This is a genomic window from Vescimonas sanitatis (assembly GCF_049060325.1).
Taxonomy (GTDB): Bacteria; Bacillota; Clostridia; order Oscillospirales; family Oscillospiraceae; genus Vescimonas; species Vescimonas sanitatis.
In genome coordinates, this window is sequence record NZ_JBMGPW010000003.1 from 163,880 (window position 1) to 188,409 (window position 24,530).

Annotated in this window: 25 protein-coding genes and 1 pseudogene; 16 read left to right on the forward strand and 10 right to left on the reverse strand. The window is 53.3% G+C overall.

Annotated elements, in window-relative coordinates; genetic code table 11:
• The first annotated feature begins 86 nt into the window (after positions 1 to 86).
• A complete protein-coding gene (locus ACOMDU_RS05560; protein WP_117471272.1) occupies positions 87 to 3,437 on the forward strand; it encodes a YodL domain-containing protein in 3,351 nt (1,116 codons plus the stop codon).
• 4 nt (positions 3,438 to 3,441) lie between these two features.
• Positions 3,442 to 3,651, forward strand: a complete 210-nt coding sequence (locus ACOMDU_RS05565) for a transposon-transfer assisting family protein (RefSeq protein WP_002584960.1) — start codon at positions 3,442 to 3,444, stop codon at positions 3,649 to 3,651.
• A gap of 201 nt (positions 3,652 to 3,852) precedes the next feature.
• On the opposite strand, the gene ACOMDU_RS05570 is transcribed toward ACOMDU_RS05565, so the two are convergent.
• The 3 genes from ACOMDU_RS05570 to ACOMDU_RS05580 form a co-directional block, all read right to left on the reverse strand.
• A complete protein-coding gene (locus tag ACOMDU_RS05570) occupies positions 3,853 to 5,187 on the reverse strand; it encodes a relaxase/mobilization nuclease domain-containing protein (protein WP_055143071.1) in 1,335 nt (444 codons plus the stop codon).
• Positions 5,148 to 5,477, reverse strand: coding sequence for a plasmid mobilization protein (locus ACOMDU_RS05575; protein WP_002584958.1), 330 nt, complete (start codon positions 5,475 to 5,477; stop codon positions 5,148 to 5,150). The genes ACOMDU_RS05570 and ACOMDU_RS05575 overlap by 40 nt, the downstream gene beginning before the upstream one ends.
• 201 nt (positions 5,478 to 5,678) lie before the next feature.
• Positions 5,679 to 6,035: a helix-turn-helix transcriptional regulator gene (locus ACOMDU_RS05580; RefSeq protein ID WP_002584957.1), complete on the reverse strand. Its 357-nt coding sequence runs from the start codon at positions 6,033 to 6,035 to the stop codon at positions 5,679 to 5,681.
• 398 nt (positions 6,036 to 6,433) lie between these two features.
• Here ACOMDU_RS05580 and ACOMDU_RS05585 point away from each other — a divergent pair, with 398 nt between their 5' ends.
• The 6 genes from ACOMDU_RS05585 to ACOMDU_RS05610 all read left to right on the forward strand — a co-directional run bounded on the left by ACOMDU_RS05585 (position 6,434) and on the right by ACOMDU_RS05610 (position 11,139).
• Positions 6,434 to 6,619 carry a cysteine-rich KTR domain-containing protein gene (locus tag ACOMDU_RS05585; protein WP_003431289.1) on the forward strand — a complete coding sequence of 62 codons (186 nt, stop codon included), beginning with the start codon at positions 6,434 to 6,436 and terminating at the stop codon, positions 6,617 to 6,619.
• 16 nt (positions 6,620 to 6,635) lie between these two features.
• Complete coding sequence (gene rlmN, locus ACOMDU_RS05590; RefSeq protein WP_002584956.1) at positions 6,636 to 7,619, forward strand: 23S rRNA (adenine(2503)-C(2))-methyltransferase RlmN; 984 nt, start codon at positions 6,636 to 6,638, stop codon at positions 7,617 to 7,619.
• Between the two features lie 473 nt (positions 7,620 to 8,092).
• Complete coding sequence (locus ACOMDU_RS05595) at positions 8,093 to 8,530, forward strand: sigma-70 family RNA polymerase sigma factor (protein ID WP_002604474.1); 438 nt, start codon at positions 8,093 to 8,095, stop codon at positions 8,528 to 8,530.
• Entirely contained in the window at positions 8,514 to 8,756 is a 243-nt protein-coding gene (locus ACOMDU_RS05600; protein ID WP_002604473.1) for a helix-turn-helix domain-containing protein, read from the forward strand. Before ACOMDU_RS05595 ends, ACOMDU_RS05600 begins: the two co-directional genes overlap by 17 nt.
• A gap of 458 nt (positions 8,757 to 9,214) precedes the next feature.
• A complete protein-coding gene (locus ACOMDU_RS05605; RefSeq protein WP_002604472.1) occupies positions 9,215 to 9,388 on the forward strand; it encodes a transposon-encoded TnpW family protein in 174 nt (57 codons plus the stop codon).
• Between the two features lie 77 nt (positions 9,389 to 9,465).
• The gene (locus tag ACOMDU_RS05610; RefSeq protein WP_002604471.1) at positions 9,466 to 11,139 is read left to right on the forward strand and encodes a recombinase family protein; all 1,674 of its coding nucleotides are present in this window, start codon (positions 9,466 to 9,468) and stop codon (positions 11,137 to 11,139) included.
• 7 nt (positions 11,140 to 11,146) lie between these two features.
• On the opposite strand, the pseudogene ACOMDU_RS05615 reads toward ACOMDU_RS05610, so the two are convergent.
• The 5 genes and pseudogenes from ACOMDU_RS05615 to ACOMDU_RS05635 form a co-directional block, all read right to left on the reverse strand.
• A pseudogene (locus tag ACOMDU_RS05615) lies at positions 11,147 to 11,326 on the reverse strand (recombinase family protein); the annotation flags it as partial.
• 91 nt (positions 11,327 to 11,417) lie between these two features.
• Entirely contained in the window at positions 11,418 to 11,684 is a 267-nt protein-coding gene (locus ACOMDU_RS05620; RefSeq protein ID WP_118602248.1) for a hypothetical protein, read from the reverse strand.
• Between the two features lie 50 nt (positions 11,685 to 11,734).
• Complete coding sequence (locus ACOMDU_RS05625) at positions 11,735 to 13,201, reverse strand: relaxase/mobilization nuclease domain-containing protein (protein ID WP_228298438.1); 1,467 nt, start codon at positions 13,199 to 13,201, stop codon at positions 11,735 to 11,737.
• Between the two features lie 3 nt (positions 13,202 to 13,204).
• Positions 13,205 to 13,516, reverse strand: a complete 312-nt coding sequence (locus tag ACOMDU_RS05630) for a plasmid mobilization protein (protein WP_021858462.1) — start codon at positions 13,514 to 13,516, stop codon at positions 13,205 to 13,207.
• Positions 13,517 to 13,717: 201 nt separating this feature from the next.
• Positions 13,718 to 14,794 carry an AAA family ATPase gene (locus ACOMDU_RS05635; protein WP_421129427.1) on the reverse strand — a complete coding sequence of 359 codons (1,077 nt, stop codon included), beginning with the start codon at positions 14,792 to 14,794 and terminating at the stop codon, positions 13,718 to 13,720.
• Between the two features lie 219 nt (positions 14,795 to 15,013).
• Between ACOMDU_RS05635 and ACOMDU_RS05640 the strand changes: the two genes are divergently transcribed.
• The 8 genes from ACOMDU_RS05640 to vanT all read left to right on the forward strand — a co-directional run bounded on the left by ACOMDU_RS05640 (position 15,014) and on the right by vanT (position 22,520).
• Positions 15,014 to 15,184 carry a hypothetical protein gene (locus ACOMDU_RS05640; RefSeq protein WP_421129428.1) on the forward strand — a complete coding sequence of 57 codons (171 nt, stop codon included), beginning with the start codon at positions 15,014 to 15,016 and terminating at the stop codon, positions 15,182 to 15,184.
• Between the two features lie 39 nt (positions 15,185 to 15,223).
• Positions 15,224 to 15,634 (forward strand): hypothetical protein, encoded by a 411-nt coding sequence (locus ACOMDU_RS05645; protein ID WP_421129430.1) that lies wholly within the window; start codon positions 15,224 to 15,226, stop codon positions 15,632 to 15,634.
• Positions 15,635 to 15,679: 45 nt separating this feature from the next.
• A complete protein-coding gene (locus ACOMDU_RS05650) occupies positions 15,680 to 16,591 on the forward strand; it encodes a sigma-70 family RNA polymerase sigma factor (RefSeq protein WP_421129431.1) in 912 nt (303 codons plus the stop codon).
• 145 nt (positions 16,592 to 16,736) lie between these two features.
• Positions 16,737 to 17,432: a VanR-ABDEGLN family response regulator transcription factor gene (gene vanR / locus ACOMDU_RS05655; RefSeq protein ID WP_213541854.1), complete on the forward strand. Its 696-nt coding sequence runs from the start codon at positions 16,737 to 16,739 to the stop codon at positions 17,430 to 17,432.
• The gene (locus tag ACOMDU_RS05660) at positions 17,425 to 18,531 is read left to right on the forward strand and encodes a sensor histidine kinase (protein ID WP_227106235.1); all 1,107 of its coding nucleotides are present in this window, start codon (positions 17,425 to 17,427) and stop codon (positions 18,529 to 18,531) included. The genes vanR and ACOMDU_RS05660 overlap by 8 nt, the downstream gene beginning before the upstream one ends.
• Positions 18,532 to 18,662: 131 nt before the next feature.
• Positions 18,663 to 19,703, forward strand: a complete 1,041-nt coding sequence (gene vanG / locus ACOMDU_RS05665; RefSeq protein WP_021858468.1) for a D-alanine--D-serine ligase VanG — start codon at positions 18,663 to 18,665, stop codon at positions 19,701 to 19,703.
• Complete coding sequence (locus tag ACOMDU_RS05670) at positions 19,700 to 20,452, forward strand: M15 family metallopeptidase (protein ID WP_421129433.1); 753 nt, start codon at positions 19,700 to 19,702, stop codon at positions 20,450 to 20,452. The genes vanG and ACOMDU_RS05670 overlap by 4 nt, the downstream gene beginning before the upstream one ends.
• A complete protein-coding gene (gene vanT / locus ACOMDU_RS05675) occupies positions 20,439 to 22,520 on the forward strand; it encodes a serine racemase VanT catalytic subunit (RefSeq protein WP_421129434.1) in 2,082 nt (693 codons plus the stop codon). Before ACOMDU_RS05670 ends, vanT begins: the two co-directional genes overlap by 14 nt.
• A 198-nt stretch (positions 22,521 to 22,718) precedes the next feature.
• Here vanT and atpC read toward each other — a convergent pair whose 3' ends face one another.
• Both atpC and atpD read right to left on the reverse strand, forming a co-directional pair.
• Positions 22,719 to 23,126: an ATP synthase F1 subunit epsilon gene (gene atpC / locus ACOMDU_RS05680; RefSeq protein WP_421129436.1), complete on the reverse strand. Its 408-nt coding sequence runs from the start codon at positions 23,124 to 23,126 to the stop codon at positions 22,719 to 22,721.
• Positions 23,126 to 24,529 carry a F0F1 ATP synthase subunit beta gene (atpD, locus tag ACOMDU_RS05685; protein WP_421129438.1) on the reverse strand — a complete coding sequence of 468 codons (1,404 nt, stop codon included), beginning with the start codon at positions 24,527 to 24,529 and terminating at the stop codon, positions 23,126 to 23,128. Before atpD ends, atpC begins: the two co-directional genes overlap by 1 nt.
• Between the last annotated feature and the right edge of the window lies 1 nt (position 24,530).

A 24,530-nucleotide genomic window follows, 5' to 3' on the forward strand; every position in this document is an offset into this window, starting at 1 on the left:
GCGCTTCCCATAGAGAGCGCGGGCATTTTGCTTGTTGGGATAGTCCCAAACCCTTATATGACCGAGAAAGGACGTGATGAAAGAATATGCCGTATTCCTCATACGACCATGACAAATTAGAAGCCGCCGAAACCATGCGGATAGAACGCCGGATATATTTTGAAGCAAAGGACAGGGAGATTGCCCCTTATGCTTCCTTGCCGATTGCGCAGCTACTTTCCATGCGCAGCGAAAGCGCGGCGGCAGAACAGGCGATTTTTGACGACCTTAAAGAACGCGCCGCCGCATGGGAAGAACAGGCGGGAAGAACGCTTTTGCTGGATAAAACACTTGAATATGTGAGAACGCCGCACGTCCAGCACACCGCTAACGAGTGGCAGACCACCGAGCATAACCGCCATATTCGCAGCAACCGGGTATATCAGATGAATTACCACATTTACGAAAACACCCGTTACGACAGGGAGAAGCAGCAAAGCGTCCCTTACTCCTATTCTCTCACATGGGGCGTTTATACCAACAGCCCGAACAGGAACGGGCAAGCGAAGATTGCCGGACAAGATAGAAAGGTTTTCACCGACAAGGCAGCTATGGAAAAGTATCTGAATGGGCGTATCAAAGCGTATGACCGCTTGTTTACGGAAATCTCCCCGCCTATCCCGCAGGAGTACGCCGACTATTTCAAAGTAAACGGTATGCTCATGCCGGACTACACCATAGAGGGCGAAGAACCCCCGCAGCAGCAACAGGCGGCAGCTATCCCCGAAAATACCGGGCAGGAAAAGGAGCGTGAACACATGAGCGAACAGTTTTCTATTATGATAGGCAACCGCAGCCGCTTTGACGCGGGCGACCCCGGCGGCTATTGGTTGGATATGCCCGCCACAAAGGAGCAGTTGCACGAAGCTATGCGGAACGTCGGCATTACCGCCGACAACCCGCAGGATTTTTCCATTCGCGGCTATTCCGACGACCCGGAGAAACATATTGCCTTGCCTTATGAAATGGTATGCGCCGCCGACGTGGACGAACTCAATTTTCTTGCGGCGCGGCTCGAACAGCTTGACCCCGCCGAGGTTGGCAAGCTGAACGCAGCTTTGCAGCAGAAAAACGGGCTTGCAAATATTGGACAGGTAATTGACTTCACCTACAACGTGGATTTTTACGTCCATATCCCCGAAGTACATAACTACCACGATTTGGGCGACTATTACTTAAATCAATCCGGCATGGTACAAATGCCCGAAGAATGGAAAGGCGGCATTGACCTTTCTACTTTTGGCAGGAACGCTGCCGCGCAGGAAAAAGGCGCGTTTACCGAGTACGGCTATATCGTGGAAAGCGGCGACGAGTGGGAACGGCAGTTTGAGGGGCGCGAAGTGCCGGAAGAATACCGCATTATGAGTTACCCGCAGCCGGAGCGCGGCGAACAGGACAAAGCCTATATGGACGCAGCCGAAACGCAGCAAGCAGACGCACAGGCCGCAGAGCCGCAGCAGCCCCGCCCCGTCGTCCCCATTATCCTTACTTCCGAAAAGCCCGCCGAAAAGGTAAAGGAGATCACCGCGCGTTTGGAACAGGGCGTACAGGCGATTTTTGACAGCGACCGCTACAAAGAGTTTCTAACCGCTATGTCAAAGTTCCATGATTATAGTTTGAATAACACTATCCTAATTGCTATGCAGGGCGGCAATTTGGTAATGGGCTTCCGTCAATGGGAAAAGGAGTTTGACCGCCATGTAAAGAAAGGCGAGAAAGGCATTAAAATCTTTGCCCCCGCGCCCTACAAGGTGAAAAAGCTGGTTGATAAAATCGACCCCGAAACGAGAAAGCCCATGCTTGACCGCGAGGGAAAAGTGGTAAAGGAAGAAAAGGAAATCACCGTCCCCGCCTTTAAGGTTATAACCGTCTTTGATATTTCGCAGACCGAGGGCAAGGAGTTTCCCGACCTTTCCGTTAAACCGCTGCTTGCCGATGTGGAGCAGTACGAGGATTTTTTCGCCGCCCTTGAAAAAGCGTCCCCCGTCCCGATTGCATTTGAGCAGATCACAAACGGCGCAAATGGGTATTTCAGTTTGACCGACAAGCGTATTGCAATCAAAGAGGGCGTGAGTGAATTACAGGCGGTAAAGACCGCCATTCACGAAATCGCCCATGCGAAGCTGCACGACGTAGACTTAAACGCCCCGCCGGAGCAGCAAAACCGCGTTGACCGCCATACCTGCGAGGTAGAAGCGGAAAGCGTCGCTTATACGGTTTGCCAGCATTTCGGCCTTGATACTTCCGATTACTCTTTCGGCTATGTGGCTGGTTGGAGCAGCGGCAAGGAAATGACCGAGTTAAAAGCGTCCCTTGAAACAATACAGACCACCGCAAAGGAACTCATTACCGAGATTGAGGGGCATTTTACCGAGTTGCAGCAGCAGCGGCAAGCCGAGCAGGAGCAGGGCGATACCTTTTCCATTTATCAGTTAAAGCGCGGGGACGAAACAAGGGACTTGCGCTTTGAGCCTTATGACCGTCTGCAAGCGGCTGGACTTACCATTGACCGGGTAAATTATGAACTCGTCTATACTGCACCGCTTACAAAGGATATGACGCTGGGCGACATTTGGGAAAGGTTTAATATCGACCACCCCGCCGACTTTAAGGGGCATAGCCTTTCCGTTTCCGACATTGTTGTGCTTCATCAGAACGACGAGGACACCGCCCACTATGTAGACAGTATCGGTTTTCAGCAAGTGCCGGAGTTTTTGCAGGAGCAGCAGACCCCCGTATTTGACAAGCTGCCGCCCGAACAGCAGCAAGCCTTGTCCGACACCGTACAAGACACTTTGCAAATGCTGGTTGACGCAGACAAGCGGATTTATGGCGACGTTACGGGCAAGACCCTTGAAGCAATCGCGGCGCAAGGATATTCCTACAAGGACGGGCAGCTTGAAAAGCAGCAGCCGGAAGCGACCCCCGACAGCCTTTTGACGGGTGAAACCGTTAGAACGCCGAGGGGCAATTTTCATATTACCGATATGAGCCGTGAACAGATCGAAGCGGCGGGCTTTGGTTTTCATCATGCGTCGGAGGACGGGAAGTATCTCATTATGGGAAATGGCACACAGGCTTATGCCATAGCCGCCGAGCAGCCGCAGCGGGATAATCCCTTAAAGCACGTCGAGGACACCATAGAGCAGAACGACAACAATTTTGACGGGCTTATCAATAATACGCCGCAAACGCCCACCGTCGCGGATTTTGAGCAGCGGGCAAAGGCGGGGGAAGCGATTTCCGTTACCGACCTTGCAAAAGCGGTAAAAGCCGAGAAACGGGAACAGCCGCAGAAAAAACCGTCCATTTTGAAGAAGCTGGACGAATACAAGAAACAGGCGGCGCAGCAGCCGAAAGATAAACAGAAAGAGCATAAAAAGGATTTGGAGGTTTGATAGCATGAATACCCGCTTTACCATTGAGGAAGAAAACATTGTTGCGATCTACGCCGAGGACAGCCGGGAAACAACGCTTGAAAATATCCTTGCCGCCATGCCCTACATGGACGAGGATATGCGCCAGCTTGCCGCCGCAGCGGTGAACAAGCTGCAAGCCATGACGGACAGCGAGTTTTCCGAAAGGGAGTTTATCTTGACCGACGAGGAATAGCCCATAGAGAACAGGGGCGCGGTTGCCGATTTCCGGCACCGCGCCCCTGTTCTTTTTTTGTCCTTGCGTGGACAATTAGAAAGCCGTTTTTGCGGGTTTGAATATACTTTATCGTCTATGTCGTTTTCATGCGCTGGAAGCCGCAGAAACACAGGCGTTTTCAGCCCTTAACATTCCACTTGCCACCCCATGTTTTGCGCCTTATCGCTCCTGCTCCCGCGCCCTGCTTTGGGACGGGTAAAGAATACTATCGACGTTCTTTTTGACAACGCCGTATTCCTGCATTTGCTTCTTGGCTTGCCGATAATCTTCATACAATTTGGTTTTCCTGTCGTTTAAGCTTCTATACTCCTTGCGCAGCGCGGCGAGATCGGGCAGCTTCTTTATCTGCATTTCCTTTAATGCCCTTGCCGCAGCTTCAAACAGGATAATTTCGCTTTCATGTCCCCGCAGATACTTTTCCTTGTCCGGCGATTTTCGGTATTCATCGTAAATCGGTTTTAACTGTCGGTATGTGGTGGTGTGCTTGATAAGCAGCGACAAATCAGACATACGCTGTTCCACTTCCTTAACCGCCTTTGCCGCCGCGTCATGGGCGGTCATAATATCCGCGATTTTGCTTTCAAGTTCGCTGTAATACTCAATCTTATTTTCGGTTAGGAAGTTCATGCTTTTAGCAGCCTGTTTCAGATTATGGATTTTCGCCCACCGTTCATAGCCCGCCGACTGTTGGGCTTTGATACTGTTTTCAAGATCAACGACAAGCCGGATTTTTTTATCTTCCCGCAGCGTTTTTGTTTTGGCAACATACACGCCCTTGATACGCTCCTTTATCGCTTCTTCCGTATAGGCCGCGCCGAGCGTCTTTGTGCGGGTAAACCGTTCCTGTCCGGCGGCGCGGAAAGAAATGTATTTGCCCTGTTTGATTTCATATCCCATTTCCTGCAAGCGGCGCAGCAGTTCGTCAAAATCTTTCACTCGGGGAATGAGGTTATCTATCGCCGTTTTCAGCTTGGCTTTATAGCTTGTACCTTGCTTTTCGGCGGTATATTCCGCATAGCTTTTCCCTCTGTCCTGTCCCGGCACGACGACGGATAGCCCATGCTCTTTACATATCCTGTCGCTGGTGCGCCGGATATGGTAATAGCTTTGTTTGTTGGAATGGTACTTTTTGTAGTCAACGAAGCTGACCGAGTTAAAAATCAAGTGATTATGCAGATGGTCTTTATCGACGTGAGTTGTCAAAACAAACTCATACTTGCCGCCTAATACCGCCCCGGCAAGTTCCATGCCGATTTTGTGCGCTTCTTCCGGTGTGGTTTCTCCCACCGCAAAGGATTGTATCAAGTGCCGCCCTAAATGTGTGCCGCGATCTCCGGCAGCTTCCCGCGTCCATGCAAACTCAATATCGGCGGTTTCCAGCCCGCAGCCGAAAGAGGACGCAAGCAGCTTCCCGTCTGTCTTTTCGGGATTTAAGATATAGTCTATCGCAGCCTTTAAGGTTGATTTAATAGGGTGCGTCTTTGTAACCGCCATATCTCGTCCACCGCCTTTTTAATGTCCTCTATATCCTGCCTGTAAACCGTCCCCGTCGCATTGGCGCGTTTTGCAATTTGGTTGATGTTCCGGCTCACCGCTTGCAGTTCCCGGATATATGCTTTTGTGTCGCTTCGGTCAACGACAAGAATATACCCGTCTATCGCCATTTTACGGAAGTATGCCCCATACTGCTTTATGGGAAGCTGCTTCATCTTCTCGTCGATCAGCCGCTTTTCTTCTTCCGTAACGTAAAACTTCATCTGTATATTTCTCTTTCGGTTTTCCATTTCCGCACCGCCTTTCGGTATAAGGGTTTGGGATTATCCCAACAAGCATTTTCCGCAAACGGGTACTCGTTTGCTGTGCTTGCTATCTACTCCATACCCCCACCGAAAGGCGGTATTTGTTGCGCGTTCCTTTGATTTTGGACGCAAAAAAAGATTGCAGCCGCCATGCGCTGCAATCTCCCGATTTCTCATATTGTGAGGTTAATCCTCTGCTTTTTCGACTTCCGTTATCTCCCTTGCTGTTGCGGTTACAATCCGTATGCCTTTATCGCTCATACCGTCCAGCAGCGCGTCAAGCTGCCGCCGCCCGGTGGATTTCTCCGCATTGCTGTTCGGGAAGAAAAATTGATCTACCGAAATATGATACCGGGTTACAAGGTCATAGAATACCTGTAAACTCGGCTGTTGTCCCTTGTTCTCGATATTCGCAAGGTAGCGCGGGGAAATATATAACTCGTCGCTTACCTTTTTGCGGCTCTCGCCGTATTCATTTCTCGCGGCTTTTATAGCTGCCCCGAAAGCCTTAAAGTCGTACAATGGTACGGGTCTTTTTGCCATTTTCATTCACCCTGTTACATTTTACAGTTCACCTTTCTTTTTGGATATGTCCACACAATTCATATCATTAGGTTAAATACTTCCTGTTGTGTATTGACAGTAGACTGATTTTCTGATAAAATAAAATTTATGTAAAAGGAGGCGGCGTTTATGTTGCATAGCATGCGTATTAGATAAGCATTGAAAAAAAGGATTTTCCCATTTTCAACATGGGCTTTTTTGTCATGCTTATTTTGCGGATGCTATACAAAAAACTAACGACGTATAGATATAGTATAGACATAGTGCAAGCTATGCCTTAGTTTTGTTGTACTGCTCTGTGCATTATAAATGCAGGTCAATGCTCATGTTGAGGATTGACCTGCATTTTTTTGTGTAAAAAGGACGAGTGAAATATAATGCTTAAAAAATATTGGATAAAATGTCCGATTTGTAACGGAAAGACGAGAGTTCAAGTATTTCATAATACTGTATTAAAAGATTTTCCTCTTTTCTGCCCTAAATGCAAATTGACGCATATCATTGATGTAGAAAAATTAGAGATTGTAATCAAAAATACAGAAAAACAAACTTTTATTATTTAGAAGAAAGGATATAAAAATGAAACGTTTACCTAAATATACGCCTGCGGAAGTACGGAATGATCCATACGGATTTACTTACAAAGAAATGTCGGAAGTTATTGGCGAGAATGAAGCAAAAGCCTTATATGAAGAATTATATAAGCAATTACCACGCAAAAAAAATCTATCAATGTTGGTAAAAAATATTTGCAAAAGCAGTGATACTGAAAAGTATGTTTACGAACTGAAAGACAACAAATACATTGAAACGGTTTTTATCAAGCGGCGAGATGGTGGAACTGTTTGCGTGAGCACACAAGTCGGTTGTCCTGTTGGTTGTATTTTTTGTGAGTCCGGGCGAAATGGCTTTGTTCGTAATCTAACATCGTCAGAAATCGTACAACAGATTATATTGTTGCGTCGAAAAGTAAACCGTATCGTTTTTATGGGTATGGGAGAGCCTTTATTCAATTATGACAACTTGATAAAAGCAATCCATATTCTCCGAGATAGATATGGGCTCAACTTTCCAACCGACGGCATTACCATATCAACAGTTGGTCCGGTCGATCAATTAAAAAAATTGCGCGAGGAACATCTTAAAATTCAGTTGACAATATCTTTACACGCAGCAACACAATCTGCAAGAAATCGTATTATTCCTCACATGCGCATATATGCTATTGAAGATGTTGTTAAGCAAGCCTTATCCTATTCTGAAAGGCATAATCGCAAAATTGTCTTTGCGTATTTGCTTTTACCGGGTATAAATGACCGGCCCTCAGATGTAAGACAACTTGCAAAATGGTTTCGGGGCAAAAAAGTTATGATTAACGTGTTACAATACAACCCAACAAGCAATTCAAGAATTAAAGCACCACAGAAACGGGAAATAGTTGCATTCAAACATCAATTAGAGCAAGCAGGACTTGAAGTTACTATGAGAGTTTCTCATGGCAGAGAGATTAACGCGGCTTGTGGACAGTTAGCTAACACATATAATAAATTCAAAAAAAAATGATTAAAAGTGCCAGACGCATAGACGCAGAGCCGATAACGCATTAGGTCAAAAAACCTATGTGTTATCGGCTTTTTTATTTAATATTGCGCAAAAGCCGCTGTTCCCTATTATAGAATGGATTGCGGGTAGTGTATTAAAGTCGCCCTTTTTTAAGGATACGGCGGTATCGGGGAGGTATCGCCGTGTCCATTTTTATTTACTGTAACCCGCCTAATGCTTTGCGGTCAAAAAAAGCTATGCTCCGCAAGCGGGATATTCCGGCTATGAATGTGAACTGTCAATACATTTAGCTACTGCTTACATTTCCTTTGCGCCCGTCCGCGTCTTGCGGACGGGCGCATTTTGCTTTTTTCAACTTTTTTCTGAAAAGCGCACTCAAGAGCCATCTCCCGAACGGGTACGGAGCGAAAGGGGCAGAGAGGACAAGCCCTTAACTCCCGTCCTCTACTCCACGCGGGAAGGAGGTGAACTCTATGGAGCTATCTTCTTCCGACAAGGAAAGAATACAACATCAGTACGACGCATTAGCAAAGAAAACTTTGGTCGGCGAAGCGAAAAGCCACCGCCGCACTCTTGCGAAACGCGCAGCACGCGAAGTTACTTTTTCGGATTTGAGCGAAAGCGAACTCGCGCAGCTTTTCACAACGGACGAATACGAAAGCGATTATTTCCGTTTTCAAGTGTCCGGCTTTGATGTACTCGTCAAAAATGAACTGCTTGCCGAAGCCCTTAACGCTTTGCCCGAAAGGAAACGCGACATTATCCTTTTGTCCTACTTCTTGGATATGAGCGACGCGGAAATTGGCGAACTGCTGAATGTTGTACGCACGACGGTTTTCCGGCACAGGAAATCCGCGCTTGCGAAAATCAAACAGTATTTGGAGGGAAAAGCAGATGATGAATACCGTTAGGAAGTCTGAAAATCTGTTGCCGTTCCCTGTCATTTCCGCAGCGGCAAACGGCGACACAACCGCCATGTGCGCGATCTTGAAGCACTACGAGGGTTACATAGCGAAACTTTGTACCCGCACGCTGAAAGACGACGCGGGCAATACCTATTCCTATGTGGACGAGGAAATGCGTAACAGGCTGCAAGTGCGCCTTATTACCCGCACCCTTGCTTTTCATGTAGGATAATCTTTTAGCCCATGCGGGGAGCGTGTCCCCTTTCCACGCTTCCCGTTATGGGCTATTTGTCGTTCCGCAAAAGCATATCCGCTGTTGATGTGCTTTTGCAGGCCGACAAAGCCTATTGTTCTTTGACAAAGAAAGCGGCCTTTGGTGCGCAGCATAACAGGCAAACGGGTACATTCCGTCTGTACCGAGCCAGTCGGCGGGTACGCCATGACAGCTTTTCCCCATAGGGGAAAAGCCGAGCGAGAACTACCGCGCCGTAAAACAGGTTTAGCAGCTTGTGGGCGACGACATACAAGGCGGCACAATGATACTCCCGCGTTGAACACCCTCAAAGTATTGCGCGGCGCACCCATAAGCATGGGCCGGGGTGAAACTCCCGTGAGGTTGCAGCTAACAACCGCCCGTTTTTGCCTTTTGACGAATATAGTTTATCCATACAGGAAAAGGAGGTTTTTCTAATGGATAAAAAACAGACAATTACAACCGAACGCAAAATAGGGAAAATCACCTATCTTGTTCAAGCGTTGCCGAGTGAAAAGGCAACCGATACAATCCATAAAAAGATTGAGAAACTCATTGTAAAGGATTTGCAGAAAAAGCCCGGAAATCCGGGATTTTTAGCGTCCGAGTAGTGCATTAGGCGGCGGGATATGGTATAATGATAGCAACACATTATACCTGTTTATTCGGCTGTCGGAAAGGAGGACTAATGTTACAGTCGAATAAAATCACCGCCCTTTACTGCCGTTTAAGTCAAGAGGATATGCAAGCCGGAGAAAGCGGAAGCATACAGCACCAAAAAATGATACTTCAACGCTATGCGGACGAACACCATTTTTTGAACACAAAGTTTTTTGTGGACGACGGATTTTCCGGCGTGAGTTTTGAGCGCGAGGGGCTGCAAGCGATGTTGCAGGAAGTGGAAGCCGGACGAGTGGCGACGGTCATTACCAAAGACCTTTCCCGTCTTGGCAGAAACTATCTGAAAACGGGCGAACTCATAGAGATTGTATTTCCCGAAAACGGAGTACGCTATATCGCGATCAACGACGGAGTTGACACAGCGCGGGAGGATAACGAGTTTACCCCCTTGCGGAACTGGTTTAACGAGTTTTACGCCCGCGACACAAGCAAGAAAATCCGCGCAGTTAAACAGGCACAGGCGCAAAAAGGCGAGCGCGTCAACGGGGAATATCCATACGGCTATATCCCAGACCCGAACAACCGCCACCACCTTATACCCGACCCGGAAACCGCGCCGATTGTCAAACAGGTTTTCGCTATGTTTGTTAGCGGCGTGCGTATGTGCGAAATCCAAAAATGGCTTGCGGAAAACAAAGTCTTGACGATTGGAGCGTTGCGCTATCAGCGTACAGGACAGGCGCGGTATCAGCGGGCAATGATCGCCCCCTATACTTGGCCGGACAAAACGCTCTATGACATATTAGCAAGGCAGGAATATTTAGGGCATACCATAACCGCGAAAACTCACAAGGTATCCTACAAGTCGAAAAAGACCCGGAAGAACGAAGAAGAACAACGCTATTTCTTCCCAAACACCCATGAGCCGCTTGTTGACGAGGAAACCTTTGAACTTGCGCAAAAGCGGATTGCTACCCGCCACCGCCCGACAAAAGCAGCGGAGATTGATATTTTTTCCGGCTTGCTGTTTTGCGCTGGTTGCAGACATAAGATGTATTACCAACAGGGCGTAAATATCGAGCCGCGCAAGTTTTCCTATTCTTGCGGCGCATGGCGCAACAGGGCAAGGACAGGCAGCGAGTGTACCTCTCATTATATCCGCAAAAACGTACTTCTTGATTTAGTGCTGGAAGATATGCGGCGGGTTTTGCGGTATGTTAAGGAACACGAACAGGACTTTATCTGTAAAGCTACCGAGTACGGCGACATGGAAGCGAGAAAGGCATTAGCGCAGCAGCAAAAGGAACTTTTCAAAGCACAGGCGCGTATGACCGAACTTGACACGCTTTTCCGCAAGCTGTATGAGGACAACGCATTAGGCAGACTGACAGATGAACGGTTTGTGTTTCTAACTTCCGGCTATGAGGACGAAAAGAAATCCCTTGCCGCAAGGATAGACGAGTTACAACAGCAGATCGCAACCGTTACCGAGCGAAAAAGGGATATATCAAGGTTTATTCAGATTGTCGGGAAATACAGCGACATACAGGAATTGACCTATGAAAACGTCCATGAGTTTATCGACCGTATTTTGATACATGAATTAGACCGGGAAACCAACACCCGGAAAATCGAAATCCATTATAGCTTTGTCGGACAGGTTGATACCGAGCAGGAGCCGACGCAAGTTGTCAACCATGACCGCCGCAACATGGTAGATGTAAAAAGTATCGCTATCTAACCCCAGCAAAATTCGCGCCGGAATAGCCATCGTCCACATAAAATCTGGTGTTCTGGAACCCATTCTCATCGGCGTACTTTTGCAGGATAAGTTTTTGGTTCTGGATACTGTTGGAGTCGCCCTCCAGATTATCATCTCGGGACAGACGGCAATAGAGCGCCGTGATCTTTTGGTTTGGCTGTAACATATTGACCTCCTTCATAAAACGCCAAACCGATTGAGAGATTGCAACCATACAATACCCTCAATCGGTTTGTTTGTCTATGCGAACCTGTTTTTCAGGCGGAAATATTTTTTGCGTCCTGCTCCAGGTCGATGACCTGTTTCATAAGATCGACCGTAGATTGCGTTCCTCCGAAACTGAATTCCGCGAACACAATGTACTCTCTGCCGCATACATGCTGTCGGCGGCTTTTTATAATCTTGCCGTCCCTTTCTTCCACTGCGGTATCCCGCACTGCCTTGGCAGAGGGAATATCCTCATCTCCATGCTTTTCTTCACTGTAGGAGCGGGGACGCTCATTGTATTTGAATTTATACGCCATATCGTTCCTTTCCCCTGACGCTACAGTCAGGCAACAAAAATAGCAGACCGTTACATGGTCTGCTGCTGTGTTTGTTCTGCCTGCTGATCTTCGGTCCACTGCTGTTCTGTAGATGATTGCTCATCCTGTGTGAGCACCATGGCTACGCCGGCCACCAGTCCGATGACAGCGCCGATATTTTTGGCTTCCTGTTCTGCCTGGATACGGCGGTAACGTTCCTCGACATCTTCGTTACCATCATCCAGTAACGCTCCAGTTACCGCCAGACCATACAGTCCAGCGTGGAGCGGCTTCATAGAAACAGGTTGCGGATGTTGCTGACCACTGTCGCTGTGCCATACCCCATCCCCAGCAGTGCCGCCACGATGAGCAGTACCAGTACGATCCATTTGGCCACTACGATCAGGTCGAAGTCCGGAAGCCAGTCCAGCCATTTGCAGGAATGCTTTTCTTTCTTCTTCCCAGCCTGTTCCAGCAGAGTGGTCATCTCCGTCAACGATTTCTGGATCTCCGCCATGCTGTTCTGCACCGCTGTCAGGTCTGTGTGTGATCTCAGGTTCGGAATATACTCCCGCATTCCACGCACTTCCCACCCGATGGATTCTGTCTTCTGTGTCAGCATCGTCAGAGCCTCCGGCAACGGACACTGGATGACAATGGGCGTGATCGGTGAACTCGACTCCTGCGCTGTCGGCTGCGGTGAAGGCTCGGGCCGGTTCAGGGCCATGAGCTCGTCCATAGATAATTTCTTCTCTGATCCTGAATTCATATTCCATGTTCTCCTTTAGATATTTGTCACCGAACAGCAAACGGTCCCGACACTGCCAGCCACTCGGCGTGGTATAGGTGATATTCTTTCGGGACTTTTCCCAGCGAACCTTGTAGCCCTCGCTCTCCATCAGCGCAATGAACTCCTCGCGGTTGGAAGCGTGGCGCATACAGTCATTGATGATATTCATGAGCTGCAGCTTCTTGCTCTGACCACGGGCCGCCGTGTGATACTCTCCGATGGTCATAGTCTTTGTTTTCTGCTTTTGTTCCCTGGGTTGAAATACAGGAAGTGAAAACTCCTTGCAGACCATGTCGTTGCGTTGCCGCAGTTCCTGGAGCTGCTCCTTTGCGATATGCAGTTTCCGTCCGGTATCGAAATTGACCGAGTTGATGAGGAAGTGGGAATGGATGTGCTCACGGTCTGTGTGGGTGCAGACCAGAACTTCGTATCCCTCATAGTACTCGGCCAGCTTCAGCGCGGCCGCGTGAGCGGTGACCGGGTCGACTGCTTCGCCTTTCGGGAAGCTCTGTACCATGTGATAGAACAGTACACCGTCCGTCTTGTGGTAGAGCCGCTTGGTGGTCATGAAATCCGCGTAGACAGATTCCGGCTGACAGTTGATACCTGTGACCAACTGCTGCCCCTCGAACTCGGTCTTTTTATCCTGCATGGTATACCGCATCACGGCGCTCATGCATCCGGTGGTCTGGCCCCGCTTGTAGTTTGTGAAGCTGATGATAGCCATAGCTTACCAGCGCTTTCGTTCAAGGATCATCCGAACGGCACCACAGAGTTCAGAGAACGCCCGACATACGCTTTCCAGATCGATCACGGTCACTCGTCCCATGTGCGCCAGGGTGACGAGCTGGTTCAGATTTCTGCCGATGGACTTCAGCTCCTTCAGCACTTCTTTCAGGCCGTCGATGACCACCACCTGCTTTCCCAGGCAGCAGGCAGTGACGTAGTCGCTCATGGACATCCCGGACTGCTTCGCCAACTCCTTGATGGCCTCCCGGTCTGTGGACGCCATGCGGGTGCTGAATTTAACATCTTTTTTCATGTCGTTTCCTCCAAATCGTAGATAAAGTGGGCCCGGGCTTCTGCCCGGAATTCATGCGGAAGTCGGGCAGCGGCGTTGCCGCAGACCAGACAAACGCGATGCTGGCCACCTCCAAGGAGGTGATTTCCCTGCACCGAACACCCGCGCTCCGCTTTCGGCCACAAATGGCCACAAACGGCGTTTCTTTTTCCCTGCGGGTGTTTACTCGCCATGCCCGGCAATCTCCCGCAAATCGCCGCACAGCGCCCCAACAGGGTCAACAGGGGCGACCACAGGTACACCCTGGGCATCGTCACTTTCGGCACGGCGCAGCTCGATGAGCCGCTTCCCGTTGCTGCGGCGCACCATACCGAAAATTCCGATTTTGCTTAGCGCGTCAAGGCTTTGCAGGATCAGGCGGGACACTTTCTTAGGCGAGATACGCTCCATACCGACAGGGTCGATTTTTTCAGACAGCTCTGTGGGAGTGCCGATAAATTTCGTACGGTCGCGCATCAGTTCAGAGACCAGATAGGTGATCCGGTCGCCCAGTAGCTCCGGCTGCGTTCTGCTGTCTGCTACCATCTCCCACACGTTTTCAACGTTGCGTTCCAGAGACAACTCCCGGTATTCAATGTCACGACCGATGCAGGAGAGCTTCGCCTTACCGCTGCCGCGCCGATCTTCCACCAGAGTAAAACTGGAATCCACCGCCCCGCTGATGGCTGTCGTACCGGAGATACGGTTGAACACATCATCGGCAGTTTCCTTTCGCAGATGATGGATCAGCAGGATGGCGATGCCGTGCTTGTCCGCCAGCCACTTCAGCACGGACAGGTCCCGGTAGTCATTGGCGTAGGTGGCATCGTGGACGGGGCGGACCATCTGCAGCGTATCGACGAGGACCAGAACAGTATCCGGGTGAGCTACGAGGAAGCCCTCCACCTGCTCCTCCAGCCCCTGACCGATGGGAGCGCACTCCGTACAGAAATGGACGCTGTCCGGCGCGTCCTCTGTGATCTCGAAGAGGCGGTTCTGGATGCGAAGGACGGAGTCCTCCAGGCAGAGATAGAGGGTGGTGCCCTGCTTCACGCTCATTCCCCAGACCGGTTCTCCCTTGGCCACCGTCACCGCCAGCCACAGGGCCAGCCAGGACTTGCCCACCTTGGGTGAACCCGCCAGGATATGCAGACCCTGAGAGATCAGCGTGTCCACCACAAAATTGGGCGGCTCCAGCGGACGGTCCATCAGCGTCCTACCGTCCACCGTGACCAGAGGACGGTCCATTTTGTTGCTCATAGTCAGTACCTCCAATTCAAAATATCTGAATACAAAAATCTCCCACCTCGAAAGAAGTGGGAGTAGTATTCTTTTAGAGGAGCAGTGCCCACAGGACTTTTGAGCATCCCCTTGCCCCTCTGCTCGTATTGTGGTGGAAAAGATGGTATCCTGATAAAAAGCATGGACAGATTAAAAATCAAGTAGGACAAATTATTGCAGAGGAGGGGGCCAGCGGAAATGGAGGGGAGCATCATATTCTATACCTACGGCAGCACCTTGGAGCTGAACGGGCAGCAGTTTGAGGCAGGCAGGCTGACCGAAGATCTGCTGAATCTATCACCGGATGACTACCACCCCCTGCACGAACGGATGGTGCGCATCCGTACCCTTATGGACATCTACGAGTAAGTCCGCAAGAGTGAACTTTGGTGGAAACTGAATGATGAGATGGAGCAGTTCTGTCAGGAACTTCGCCGCTATACTGTGTTCCGCTTGCTACCGGACGATTGCTATGACGCTTTCTTTTCGGTGATACGGGAGATCACAGGACAGTTCAGCTTGTTTCCTCCCGAGGAGCACAGCCTTTCAGAGGATGATCAGACAAAACTTCTCAGCGCCTCAGCGGAAGAATTCTTCCAGAGCGATGATGGGGACAGCGATCCTGAAATCTCCTTGGGACTGCTGGATCTGTTTCGTCGCAGAGAGGGCAGCGAGGAAAAGGGCGAGTTGTTTTATTACGAGATGTTTCGCCTCCTGGGAGCGTGCGAAGATACCTGGAGTGCCTACAAGAAATACATCGACCGCTACATGATGTATCTTCACGACATCCGTGCCTTTATTGCCGCATCACCAGAGTGAGCAAGCCCCGAGGGCGTCCACCGAAAGCAAAGGCGGGTGGGACCCATGACCAATGAGGAATTGGTCCGCCGATATTACGGCGGTGATGAGCGCGCGCTGGAGGAGTTGTACCGCAGGAATCTCGGGCTGATCCGGCGCATCGCCCGGGAGACTGCCAGAGAGTTCAACTGTCTGCATATGGACAGGGAAAGACCGGGAGAGTTGTCCGGCTATACGAAAACGATTCTGGAGGATCTTTGCGGCGAGGGTGCGTTGGAATTTCTGACACGGGTCCAGAGCAGAGAATACGATAAGAGCCGTGCTGTGCTTGCCACCTACCTGTACCCACATCTGAAAGGCCGGATGACCCGTTGGCTGGAGCAACATATCGGAAATCTTTCTCTGAGCAAGCACGAGATGGATGCTGTCCGGCAGGCACAAAGGCTATATCATTCAGGTCAGTTCAGCATCGAAGAGATCGCGGAGAAAATGGATGTCCTTCTGGAACAGGCTGTCAAGCACATCCGTTACAACACCCATTTTGTTGGTGTCAATGATCTTATCCCTGGGAGCTATGACGGTGATCCCTTTGAGCGGCTGATGCCTGGGAATCTCTCTGTTTCTGCGGAGCAGGTCGTGTATCGAAAAGTCTGCATTGAGCTGCTGCAGGAACTATTTGATGCTCTCCCGAAGAAGGACAGGGACATCCTCGGAAAATTCTACGGCGTATTCGGATTTGAAAAAACTTCGCTGAAGGAAATCGGCATGTACCACATGATGAAGGAGTCCGCCGTGGAAAAGGCAAAGGAGCGTGCTGTCACAAAGCTGAAAAAAGCCTATCCGGGTAGCAGGCTGCAGATCTGGAGGAATGTTCATCGTATGATACGCAGACCGATCCTGCCAGCGAAGGATGACAGAGCACTGCGGCGCAGCTTCACGACTTCGACCCTACGAAATCAGGAGTCTGGAAGATCGTAGTTTCGATACAGTCTGGTGAGAATTTTGCGCAGACAGGAGACCGCAACAGTCCCCTTTAGGACATGTTTAGGAAAAATCAAGAGTCATACTCGCTTTTTTATACGTTCCGTGCTATAATGCAGAAAAACACGAAAGGCCGGCAACTATGGCTACACATATTTTAGTCGTCGATGACGAGACTGCGATCGCAGATCTGGTGGAGGTCTATCTGAAAAACGAAGGCTTCACCATCCACAAATTCTATAATGCCTCCGACGCCCTGGCTTGTGTGCGGACGACACGCTTGAATCTGGCGGTGCTGGATGTGATGCTGCCGGACATGGACGGCTTTACCCTCTGCCAGCGCATCCGGGAGGACCACCTGTTCCCCATCATCATGCTCACCGCAAAGGTGGAGGATATGGACAAGATCATGGGGCTGACCTTGGGAGCGGACGACTACATCACCAAGCCCTTCAATCCTCTGGAACTGGTGGCCCGGGTCAAGACTCAGCTGCGCCGCTACACCCGGTACAACCCCAGGGAGGGGACAGTCCAGGAGGTCACCGAATACGACTTCCGAGGCCTTCAGATCTCCAAGGCCACTCACAAGTGCGTCCTGTTCAGCGAGGAACTGGCCCTGACGCCCTTGGAATTCTCCATTCTCTGGTATCTATGTGAGCACCGGGGGAATGTGGTGTCCAGCGAGGAACTGTTTGAACATGTTTGGGGCGAGGCGTTTATGGACAGCAACAACACCGTCATGAGTCACATCGCCCGGCTACGGGAAAAGATGCACGAGCCCAGCCGAAAGCCCAAATTCATCAAGACCGTTTGGGGGGTGGGGTACACCATTGAGTAAGAAAGGAAATACCCGCAGCCGCCGGAGATCTTTGCGCATCTGGGGCGGCTACCTGCTGGTCCTCATGGCTTGGGTGGTCGCAGTGATGGCCTTGGCATTTCTGGGCTTCATCATCTGCGCCAGCATCACCTGGCAGCCCTCGCCGCTCTACGACTTCCTGAATTGGGTTCGAGACTACATCGTTCTGGTCTGCATCGTCACAGTGCTGGCGGGCTGGGTGGTCATCAGCTTCTATTTTATCTCCAAGCCCATCAAGCAGCTGGACGTGGTGGCCAATGCGGCAGAGCAATTATCCCGCCCCAGTGAGGAGCCCATCCAGCTGCCGGATTCCCTGGAGGACATCTCCATCCAGCTGAATCTGGCCCGGGAGCAGGCTCTCCGGGACGCCCGGGCAGCCCGGGAGGCAGAACAGCGGAAAAACGACCTAATCGTCTATCTGGCCCACGACCTGAAAACGCCCCTGACCAGCGTCATCGGCTACCTGACCCTCCTGCGGGATGAGCCTCAGATCTCCCCGGAGATCCGGGCCAGGTACACCGGCATCGCCCTGGAGAAGGCGGAGCGGCTGGAGGACCTCATCAACGAGTTCTTCGACATCACCCGCTTCAACCTCTCTCGCCTGGAGCTGGAGCGGCAGAGCGTGGACCTGACGCGGATGCTGGAGCAGGTCGCCAGCGAATTCCGCCCCATTTTCGCAGAATCGGGGCTGTCATGCAGCCTGGATCTGCCGCCCAAGCTGCACTATTCCTGTGACCCGGATAAGCTGGCAAGGGTCTTTGATAATCTCCTGCGCAACGCGTCTTATTATAGCCTGCCGGACAGCACGGTGGAAATTGCCGGACGGATAGAGGCCGGGAAAATCGTACTCACCTTCTCCAATGCGGGAAAGAACATCCCCCAGGAGAAATTGGACCGGATCTTTGAACAGTTCTTCCGCCTGGACAGCTCCCGCGCCACCCGGACAGGTGGTGCGGGCCTTGGCTTAGCCATCGCCAAGGAGATCGTGGAGCTCCACGGCGGGACCATTCGGGCGGACAGCACTGAGGATCGGATCACCTTCACCATCTGTCTTCCGTCAGACCATTCAGAAGCGCCGTAAGAAAATCACAAGAATTTCGCAGAAAACTTGCAAGGCATCCGTTGGTAGATAGACAAGTATGAAACGCCTGGTTCTGGTACCATTTCAGTATCAGAACCAGGCGCTTTATTTTGATTAGGAGGTCTTATCCCATGAAAACCATTCTCGTTCTCTTCGGCGGATGCTCCACGGAGTACGAAGTTTCTCTCCATTCCGCCTATGCGGTGCTGTCCCACATGGACCCCGCCCGCTATACTCCTTTGGCTGTGGGCATCACACGGGAGGGGCAGTGGCTCTGCTATACCGGCGACCTCTCCCGGCTGGAGGACGGTACTTGGCAGCAGGCGGCAGACTGTATCCCCTGCACCCCACTGGTGGAACGGGAGGCCCACGCTTTACTACTGCTGGACGGCTCCGGCCGCCGTCTCCTCTTTGACGCGGTATTCCCAGTCCTCCACGGCAAGAACGGCGAGGACGGTACGGTACAGGGACTCTTTGAACTGGCCGGGGTCCCGGTCATCGGCTGCGGGACATTGTCCAGCGCCTTGTGCATGGACAAGGACCGGGCCCACCAGCTGGCGGCCCTGGCCGGCATCCGGGTCCCCCGGAGCCACGTCTTTCATTCCAGCGATGATTTCAGCCGGATCGCCCAGGCAGCGGAGGAACTGGGATACCCGGTGTTTGTCAAGCCGGTCCGGGCCGGTTCCTCCTTCGGTATCACCAAAGTCTCCGGGCCGGAAGAGCTGCCCGCCGCCATGGAGGAGGCATTCCGCCACGACAGCGCCGTGATCCTGGAGGAGACGATCCCCGGCTTTGAGGTGGGCTGCGCGGTCATGGGCAACGAGGAACTGACCGTGGGTCTGGTGGACGAGATTGCGCTGTCGGAGGGCTTTTTCAACTATGAGGAGAAGTACACCTTAAAGACCTCCGCCATCCACTGTCCCGCCCGCATCCCGCCGGAGAAGGCGGCAGAGATCCAGGCAGCGGCAAAAACCATTTACCGTGCCCTGGACTGCCGGGTATTCGCCCGGGTGGATCTGTTCCTCACCCCGGATGGGGAGATCGTCTTCAATGAGGTCAACACCATCCCCGGCTTCACCGCTCACAGCCGCTACCCCAGCATGATGCAGGGCATCGGCATTTCCTTTGGGGAGCTGGTGACCCGCCTGATCGAGTTGGGGGTGGCGGGATGAGAACCGTGTCGATTCCCCGGGAGCAGATTTTTCAGGGGCCGCTGGTCCTGGTCAACCGGTCGCATCCCCTGCATGAAAAAGAGCGATCTGCGCTGACCTCGGTGGACCCGCACCACCCCGACATTCTTCTTGAAAGCCGGGCACGGCAGCTACTGTCTGCCTGTATCCAAAAGGCGGGGGGACAGCGGGAGATCGTGCCGGTGTCCGGCTGGCGGAGCCAGCAGGAACAGCAGCGGATCTGGGACGACTCCATGGCGGAGCATGGGGAGACATTTACCCGCCAGTATGTGGCCCTTCCAGGATGCAGTGAGCATCAGACCGGCCTCGCCATCGACCTGGGAAAGGCTGCCGGATACATCGACTTCATCCGGCCTGCCTTTCCCTATGACGGCGTCTGCGGAAGATTTAGGCGTCTGGCGGCCCGGTACGGCTTTATCGAACGCTACCAGCGGGGCAAGGAGGAAGTCACCGGGATCTCGGCTGAGCCGTGGCACTTCCGCTATGTGGGGGCGCCCCACGCCCAGCTGATGGAAACCAACGGGCTGTGTCTGGAGGAGTACCGGGACTTTTTGCGGCAAGGTCCCCGGAGCGTCGCTCTGGAAAACGGCCGCATGGCCCAGGTGTTCTATGTGCCCGCCGCCGGAGCCGTCACAGAGGTGGAAGTGCCGGAGGGCTGCTGCCAGATATCCGGCGACAATGTGGAGGGATTTATCCTGACATGGTGGGGGGATACCCATGAGAACGGCTAAGAAAACCGTCCCGACTTTGGACCTCTTTCGTCTGGCGGCAGTCCTGCTGGTGGTGATGAACCACACCTCGCCCCTGGCGGATGTGTCTGCCATGGCTGATTTCTGGCTTACCCGGGTACTGGCCCGGGTGGCAGTCCCATTCTTTCTGATGACCACTGGGTACTTTCTGAGCCGGAATCACTGGGCTGGTGTGGGGCGGCAGCTGAAAAAGCTCTGCCTGCTCTACGGCGTCTGCATCCTTTTGTATCTGCCAGTGAATCTCTATGCCGGCAGCTTCACCGGTCCGGCGGATGTTTTGCGGAAACTGCTGGTGGACGGCACCTTCTACCACCTGTGGTATTTCCCGGCGACCATTCTGGGCATCGTCATCGCCCGGTGGCTCAGCCGGCTGGGCCTGCGGGTGGCTCTGCCTGTGGCGGCGCTACTCTATCTCATCGGTCTGGGCGGGGACAGTTACTATGGACTGGTTTCCCAGATCCCGCTGCTTCGGACCCTTTACAACGGCATTTTTACACTGTGCGGCTATACCCGCAATGGCCTGTTCTTCGCGCCACTGTTCCTTCTGCTTGGGGCCGCCGGAAGGCGGTGGAACCAAAAGCTGTCTCTGGCGGGCTTCTTCCTCTCTCTGGCAGCCATGAGCGCCGAGGGGCTGTGGCTCCATCGCATGGATGTCCAGCGCCACGACAGCATGTACCTCGCCCTCCCCCTGTGCATAGTATGCCTTTTTTCTCTGCTGCTGGGCGGAAACAAGGGCGAGTCCAGGAAAGTCCGGGAATTTTCCACAGCCATGTATGTGCTCCATCCCCTCTGCATCGTACTGGTCCGGGGAGCGGCAAAACTACTGGGACTGGGAGAAATGCTCATTGAAAACAGTGTTCTCCATTTTATTGTGGTGCTGGCGCTCAGTGCGCTGCTCTCCGCCCCTTGCCTGCTGAGGCTTCAAAAGAAGCCCAGCCCCACCGCTCGGGCCTGGCGGGAGGTGGATCTGGCGGCCCTTGGGCACAACGCCCAGGTGCTGCGGAACACATTGGCCCCGGGGACAGAGCTGATGGCGGTGGTAAAGGCGGAGGCCTATGGTCACGGCGGGGCAGTGACCGCCCGCACCTTACAGCGAGCGGGCGTCCGGGCCTTTGCCGTGGCCTGCCTGGCCGAGGGGATTGCTCTGCGAAAGGCGGGCATCCGGGGGACGATCTTGATCTTAGGTTATACCTCCCCGGAGGAAGCTCCGCTCTTGACACGATGGCATCTGACCCAGACGGTGGCGGATATTGACCACGGGCGGGCCTTGGCAGCCAGAGGGCGGCGTGTCCATGTCCATCTGGCCCTGGACACGGGGATGCACCGGCTGGGCATCCTGGCGGAAAACCGGAAGGAGATCCTGGAGGCATTCCGGCTTCCAAACCTGGTAGTGGACGGTGTCTTTTCTCATCTATACGTCTCGGACAGCCTGGAAGCCGAAGATGTTGCCTACACCCAGGAGCAGCTGACCTTGTTCTATGATACGGTGACCTGGCTCCGAACTGCCGGATATGATCCCGGCAAAGTTCATATCCAGTCCAGCTATGGACTTTGGAACCTCCCAGCTCAGCCCTGTGACTATGTCCGGGCTGGAATCGCACTCTATGGAGTTCGAAGCGATGATGCGCCTGTTCAGCGAAGCCTTGACCTGCGGCCGGTTCTGTCTCTCCGGGCCAGAGTGGCCAGTATCCGCACTGTGCAAGCCGGAGAGAGCGCCGGGTACGGGCGGGTCTTTCAGGCAGAGCAAGAAACCAAACTGGCGGTGGTCACCATCGGCTACGCGGACGGTCTGCCCCGGAATCTGCCTCAGCGGGGCGGCCAGGTGCTGATTCAGGGCCGGCGTTGTCCTATGGTGGGGCGGATGTGCATGGACCAGTTGCTGGTGGACGTCAGCGATCTTTCGGAGGTCGCTCCTGGCGATACAGTGACTATTATCGGCCGGGATGGCGGTCAGGTGATTCGGGCAGAGGAACTGGCTGCATGCTGTGGGACGATTACCAACGAACTGCTCTCCCGGTTAGGCATGCGGTTACCCATTGTTTCTGGTTAAAGAGCGGTAGGGAATTTTACAAAGATTCCGGTTCGGATTTCAACATGAATATACCTTTAAACAGAAATAGCCACCAACCACGATGAAATGGTTGATGGCTATTCCCGTTTGGTCGACACCAAGAGATTCTCTCAATCGGTTTAATCTGGTGTTTTCAAGATGTCCTTATGAGGAGTCGCCCTTGCGGTCTCTTTTTTATTACATTCTTCCGCTGATCCGCAGTCGGTTCAGGGCGCGGGCCAGGTTGCCCTGGGCCAGCTGGTACTCAGCCATGCTGCGCTTCTGCCGCAGCTCCTCCTCCGCCTCCCGGCGGGCCCGGAGCGCGCGGTTCACGTCGATATCCTCCGGCCACTCCGCCGCGTCCAGCAGCAGAAGCACCCGGTCCCCGTCGATCTTGAACAGCCCCGGCGCCACCGCCGCCCGGCGGTGCTCGCCGTCCTCCGTCTCGAACCGCAGCTCGCCGGCGCACACCGCGCCCACAGCGTTGCTGTGGCCGGCCAGCACACCGTACTCGCCGTCCGTCACGGGGATGACCGCCGACACGCACTTGCCCTGAAAGAAGGGCACGCTGGCCGCCAGCACGTCCAGTTGGAACACGGCCGCCATCACATACCGCCTTTCTTCAGCTCCTCGGCCTTGCGCTTCACGTCGTCAATGGTGCCCGCGTTGAAAAACGCCGCCTCGGGATACTCGTCCATCGCGCCGGACAATATCTCCTTAAAGCCCCGCAGCGTCTCGTGCAGCGGCACGAATACACCGGGTGCGCCGCTGAACTTCTCCGCCACATAGAAGGGCTGGGACAGGAACCGCTGGATACGGCGCGCCCGCGCCACGGTCTTCTTGTCCTCATCGCTGAGCTCTTCCATACCCAGAATGGCGATGATATCCTGCAGCTCCCGGTACTTCTGCAGCGTGGACTGCACCGCCCGGGCGATGTTGTAGTGCTCCTCGCCCACGATGTCGGGCTCCAGAATGCGGGAGGTGGACTCCAGCGGGTCCACAGCGGGATAGATGCCCTGCTCCGCGATCTTACGGCTCAGCACCGTGGTAGCGTCCAGATGGGAGAACGTGGTGGCCGGCGCCGGGTCGGTCAGGTCGTCCGCGGGCACATACACCGCCTGCACAGAGGTAACAGACCCGTTCTTGGTGGACGTGATGCGCTCCTGCAGTGCGCCCATCTCCCCCGCCAGCGTGGGCTGATAGCCCACGGCGGAGGGCATGCGTCCCAGCAGCGTGGAAACCTCGCTACCCGCCTGGACAAAACGGAAAATATTGTCGATAAACAGCAGCACGTCCTTGTGCTCCTGGTCGCGGAAGTACTCCGCCATGGTCAGGCCCGACAGCGCCACGCGCATACGCACGCCGGGGGACTCGTTCATCTGCCCGAAAACCAGCGCTGTCTTGTCGGACACGCCGGACTCCCGCATCTCGCCCCACAGGTCGTTGCCCTCGCGGCTGCGCTCGCCCACGCCGGTGAAGATAGAGTAGCCGCCGTGCTCCATAGCCACGTTGTGGATCAGCTCCTGGATCAGCACGGTCTTGCCCACACCGGCGCCGCCGAACAGACCGATCTTACCGCCCTTGGGATACGGCTCGATCAGGTCGATGACCTTGATGCCCGTCTCCAGAATATCCGCGGCGGGCATCTGCTCGGCGAAGGTCGGCGCGGCGCGGTGGATCTCCCACCGGGGCGCGCTCTCGTCCACCGGCGGTTCGCCGTCGATGGGATCGCCCAGCACGTTGAACATACGTCCCAGCGTCTTCTCACCCACCGGCACCCGGATACCGTGTCCTGTGGCGGTGACGGTCAGCCCGCGGGCAAGCCCGTCGCTGCCTGCCATCATCACGCAGCGTACGGTCTTGTTCTCCAGGTGCTGCTCCACCTCCATGGTATAGCGCTGACCGTTCGCCTCCACGGTCAAGGCCTCATTGATGGCGGGCAGGCTCCCCTCCGGGAAGCGCACGTCGATAACAGGGCCGGAAATGCCCGTGATACTACCTTGTTTCATT

What these genes read in the sequence shown, in the direction of transcription:
- ACOMDU_RS05570 (WP_055143071.1), bottom strand. Translation starts at nt 5,187, where the DNA reads ATGGCGGTTACAAAGACGCACCCTATTAAATCAACCTTAAAGGCTGCG.
- ACOMDU_RS05650 (WP_421129431.1), top strand. Translation starts at nt 15,680, where the DNA reads ATGACCAATGAGGAATTGGTCCGCCGATATTACGGCGGTGATGAGCGC.
- vanT (WP_421129434.1), top strand. Translation starts at nt 20,439, where the DNA reads ATGAGAACGGCTAAGAAAACCGTCCCGACTTTGGACCTCTTTCGTCTG.
- ACOMDU_RS05565 (WP_002584960.1), top strand. Translation starts at nt 3,442, where the DNA reads ATGAATACCCGCTTTACCATTGAGGAAGAAAACATTGTTGCGATCTAC.
- ACOMDU_RS05610 (WP_002604471.1), top strand. Translation starts at nt 9,466, where the DNA reads ATGTTACAGTCGAATAAAATCACCGCCCTTTACTGCCGTTTAAGTCAA.
- ACOMDU_RS05625 (WP_228298438.1), bottom strand. Translation starts at nt 13,201, where the DNA reads ATGGCTATCATCAGCTTCACAAACTACAAGCGGGGCCAGACCACCGGA.
- ACOMDU_RS05635 (WP_421129427.1), bottom strand. Translation starts at nt 14,794, where the DNA reads ATGAGCAACAAAATGGACCGTCCTCTGGTCACGGTGGACGGTAGGACG.
- ACOMDU_RS05585 (WP_003431289.1), top strand. Translation starts at nt 6,434, where the DNA reads ATGCTTAAAAAATATTGGATAAAATGTCCGATTTGTAACGGAAAGACG.
- ACOMDU_RS05645 (WP_421129430.1), top strand. Translation starts at nt 15,224, where the DNA reads ATGGAGCAGTTCTGTCAGGAACTTCGCCGCTATACTGTGTTCCGCTTG.
- atpD (WP_421129438.1), bottom strand. Translation starts at nt 24,529, where the DNA reads ATGAAACAAGGTAGTATCACGGGCATTTCCGGCCCTGTTATCGACGTG.
- vanG (WP_021858468.1), top strand. Translation starts at nt 18,663, where the DNA reads ATGAAAACCATTCTCGTTCTCTTCGGCGGATGCTCCACGGAGTACGAA.
- ACOMDU_RS05560 (WP_117471272.1), top strand. Translation starts at nt 87, where the DNA reads ATGCCGTATTCCTCATACGACCATGACAAATTAGAAGCCGCCGAAACC.
- ACOMDU_RS05670 (WP_421129433.1), top strand. Translation starts at nt 19,700, where the DNA reads ATGAGAACCGTGTCGATTCCCCGGGAGCAGATTTTTCAGGGGCCGCTG.
- ACOMDU_RS05575 (WP_002584958.1), bottom strand. Translation starts at nt 5,477, where the DNA reads ATGGAAAACCGAAAGAGAAATATACAGATGAAGTTTTACGTTACGGAA.
- rlmN (WP_002584956.1), top strand. Translation starts at nt 6,636, where the DNA reads ATGAAACGTTTACCTAAATATACGCCTGCGGAAGTACGGAATGATCCA.
- ACOMDU_RS05580 (WP_002584957.1), bottom strand. Translation starts at nt 6,035, where the DNA reads ATGGCAAAAAGACCCGTACCATTGTACGACTTTAAGGCTTTCGGGGCA.
- vanR (WP_213541854.1), top strand. Translation starts at nt 16,737, where the DNA reads ATGGCTACACATATTTTAGTCGTCGATGACGAGACTGCGATCGCAGAT.
- ACOMDU_RS05620 (WP_118602248.1), bottom strand. Translation starts at nt 11,684, where the DNA reads ATGGCGTATAAATTCAAATACAATGAGCGTCCCCGCTCCTACAGTGAA.
- ACOMDU_RS05630 (WP_021858462.1), bottom strand. Translation starts at nt 13,516, where the DNA reads ATGAAAAAAGATGTTAAATTCAGCACCCGCATGGCGTCCACAGACCGG.
- ACOMDU_RS05605 (WP_002604472.1), top strand. Translation starts at nt 9,215, where the DNA reads ATGGATAAAAAACAGACAATTACAACCGAACGCAAAATAGGGAAAATC.
- atpC (WP_421129436.1), bottom strand. Translation starts at nt 23,126, where the DNA reads ATGGCGGCCGTGTTCCAACTGGACGTGCTGGCGGCCAGCGTGCCCTTC.
- ACOMDU_RS05640 (WP_421129428.1), top strand. Translation starts at nt 15,014, where the DNA reads ATGGAGGGGAGCATCATATTCTATACCTACGGCAGCACCTTGGAGCTG.
- ACOMDU_RS05595 (WP_002604474.1), top strand. Translation starts at nt 8,093, where the DNA reads ATGGAGCTATCTTCTTCCGACAAGGAAAGAATACAACATCAGTACGAC.
- ACOMDU_RS05600 (WP_002604473.1), top strand. Translation starts at nt 8,514, where the DNA reads ATGATGAATACCGTTAGGAAGTCTGAAAATCTGTTGCCGTTCCCTGTC.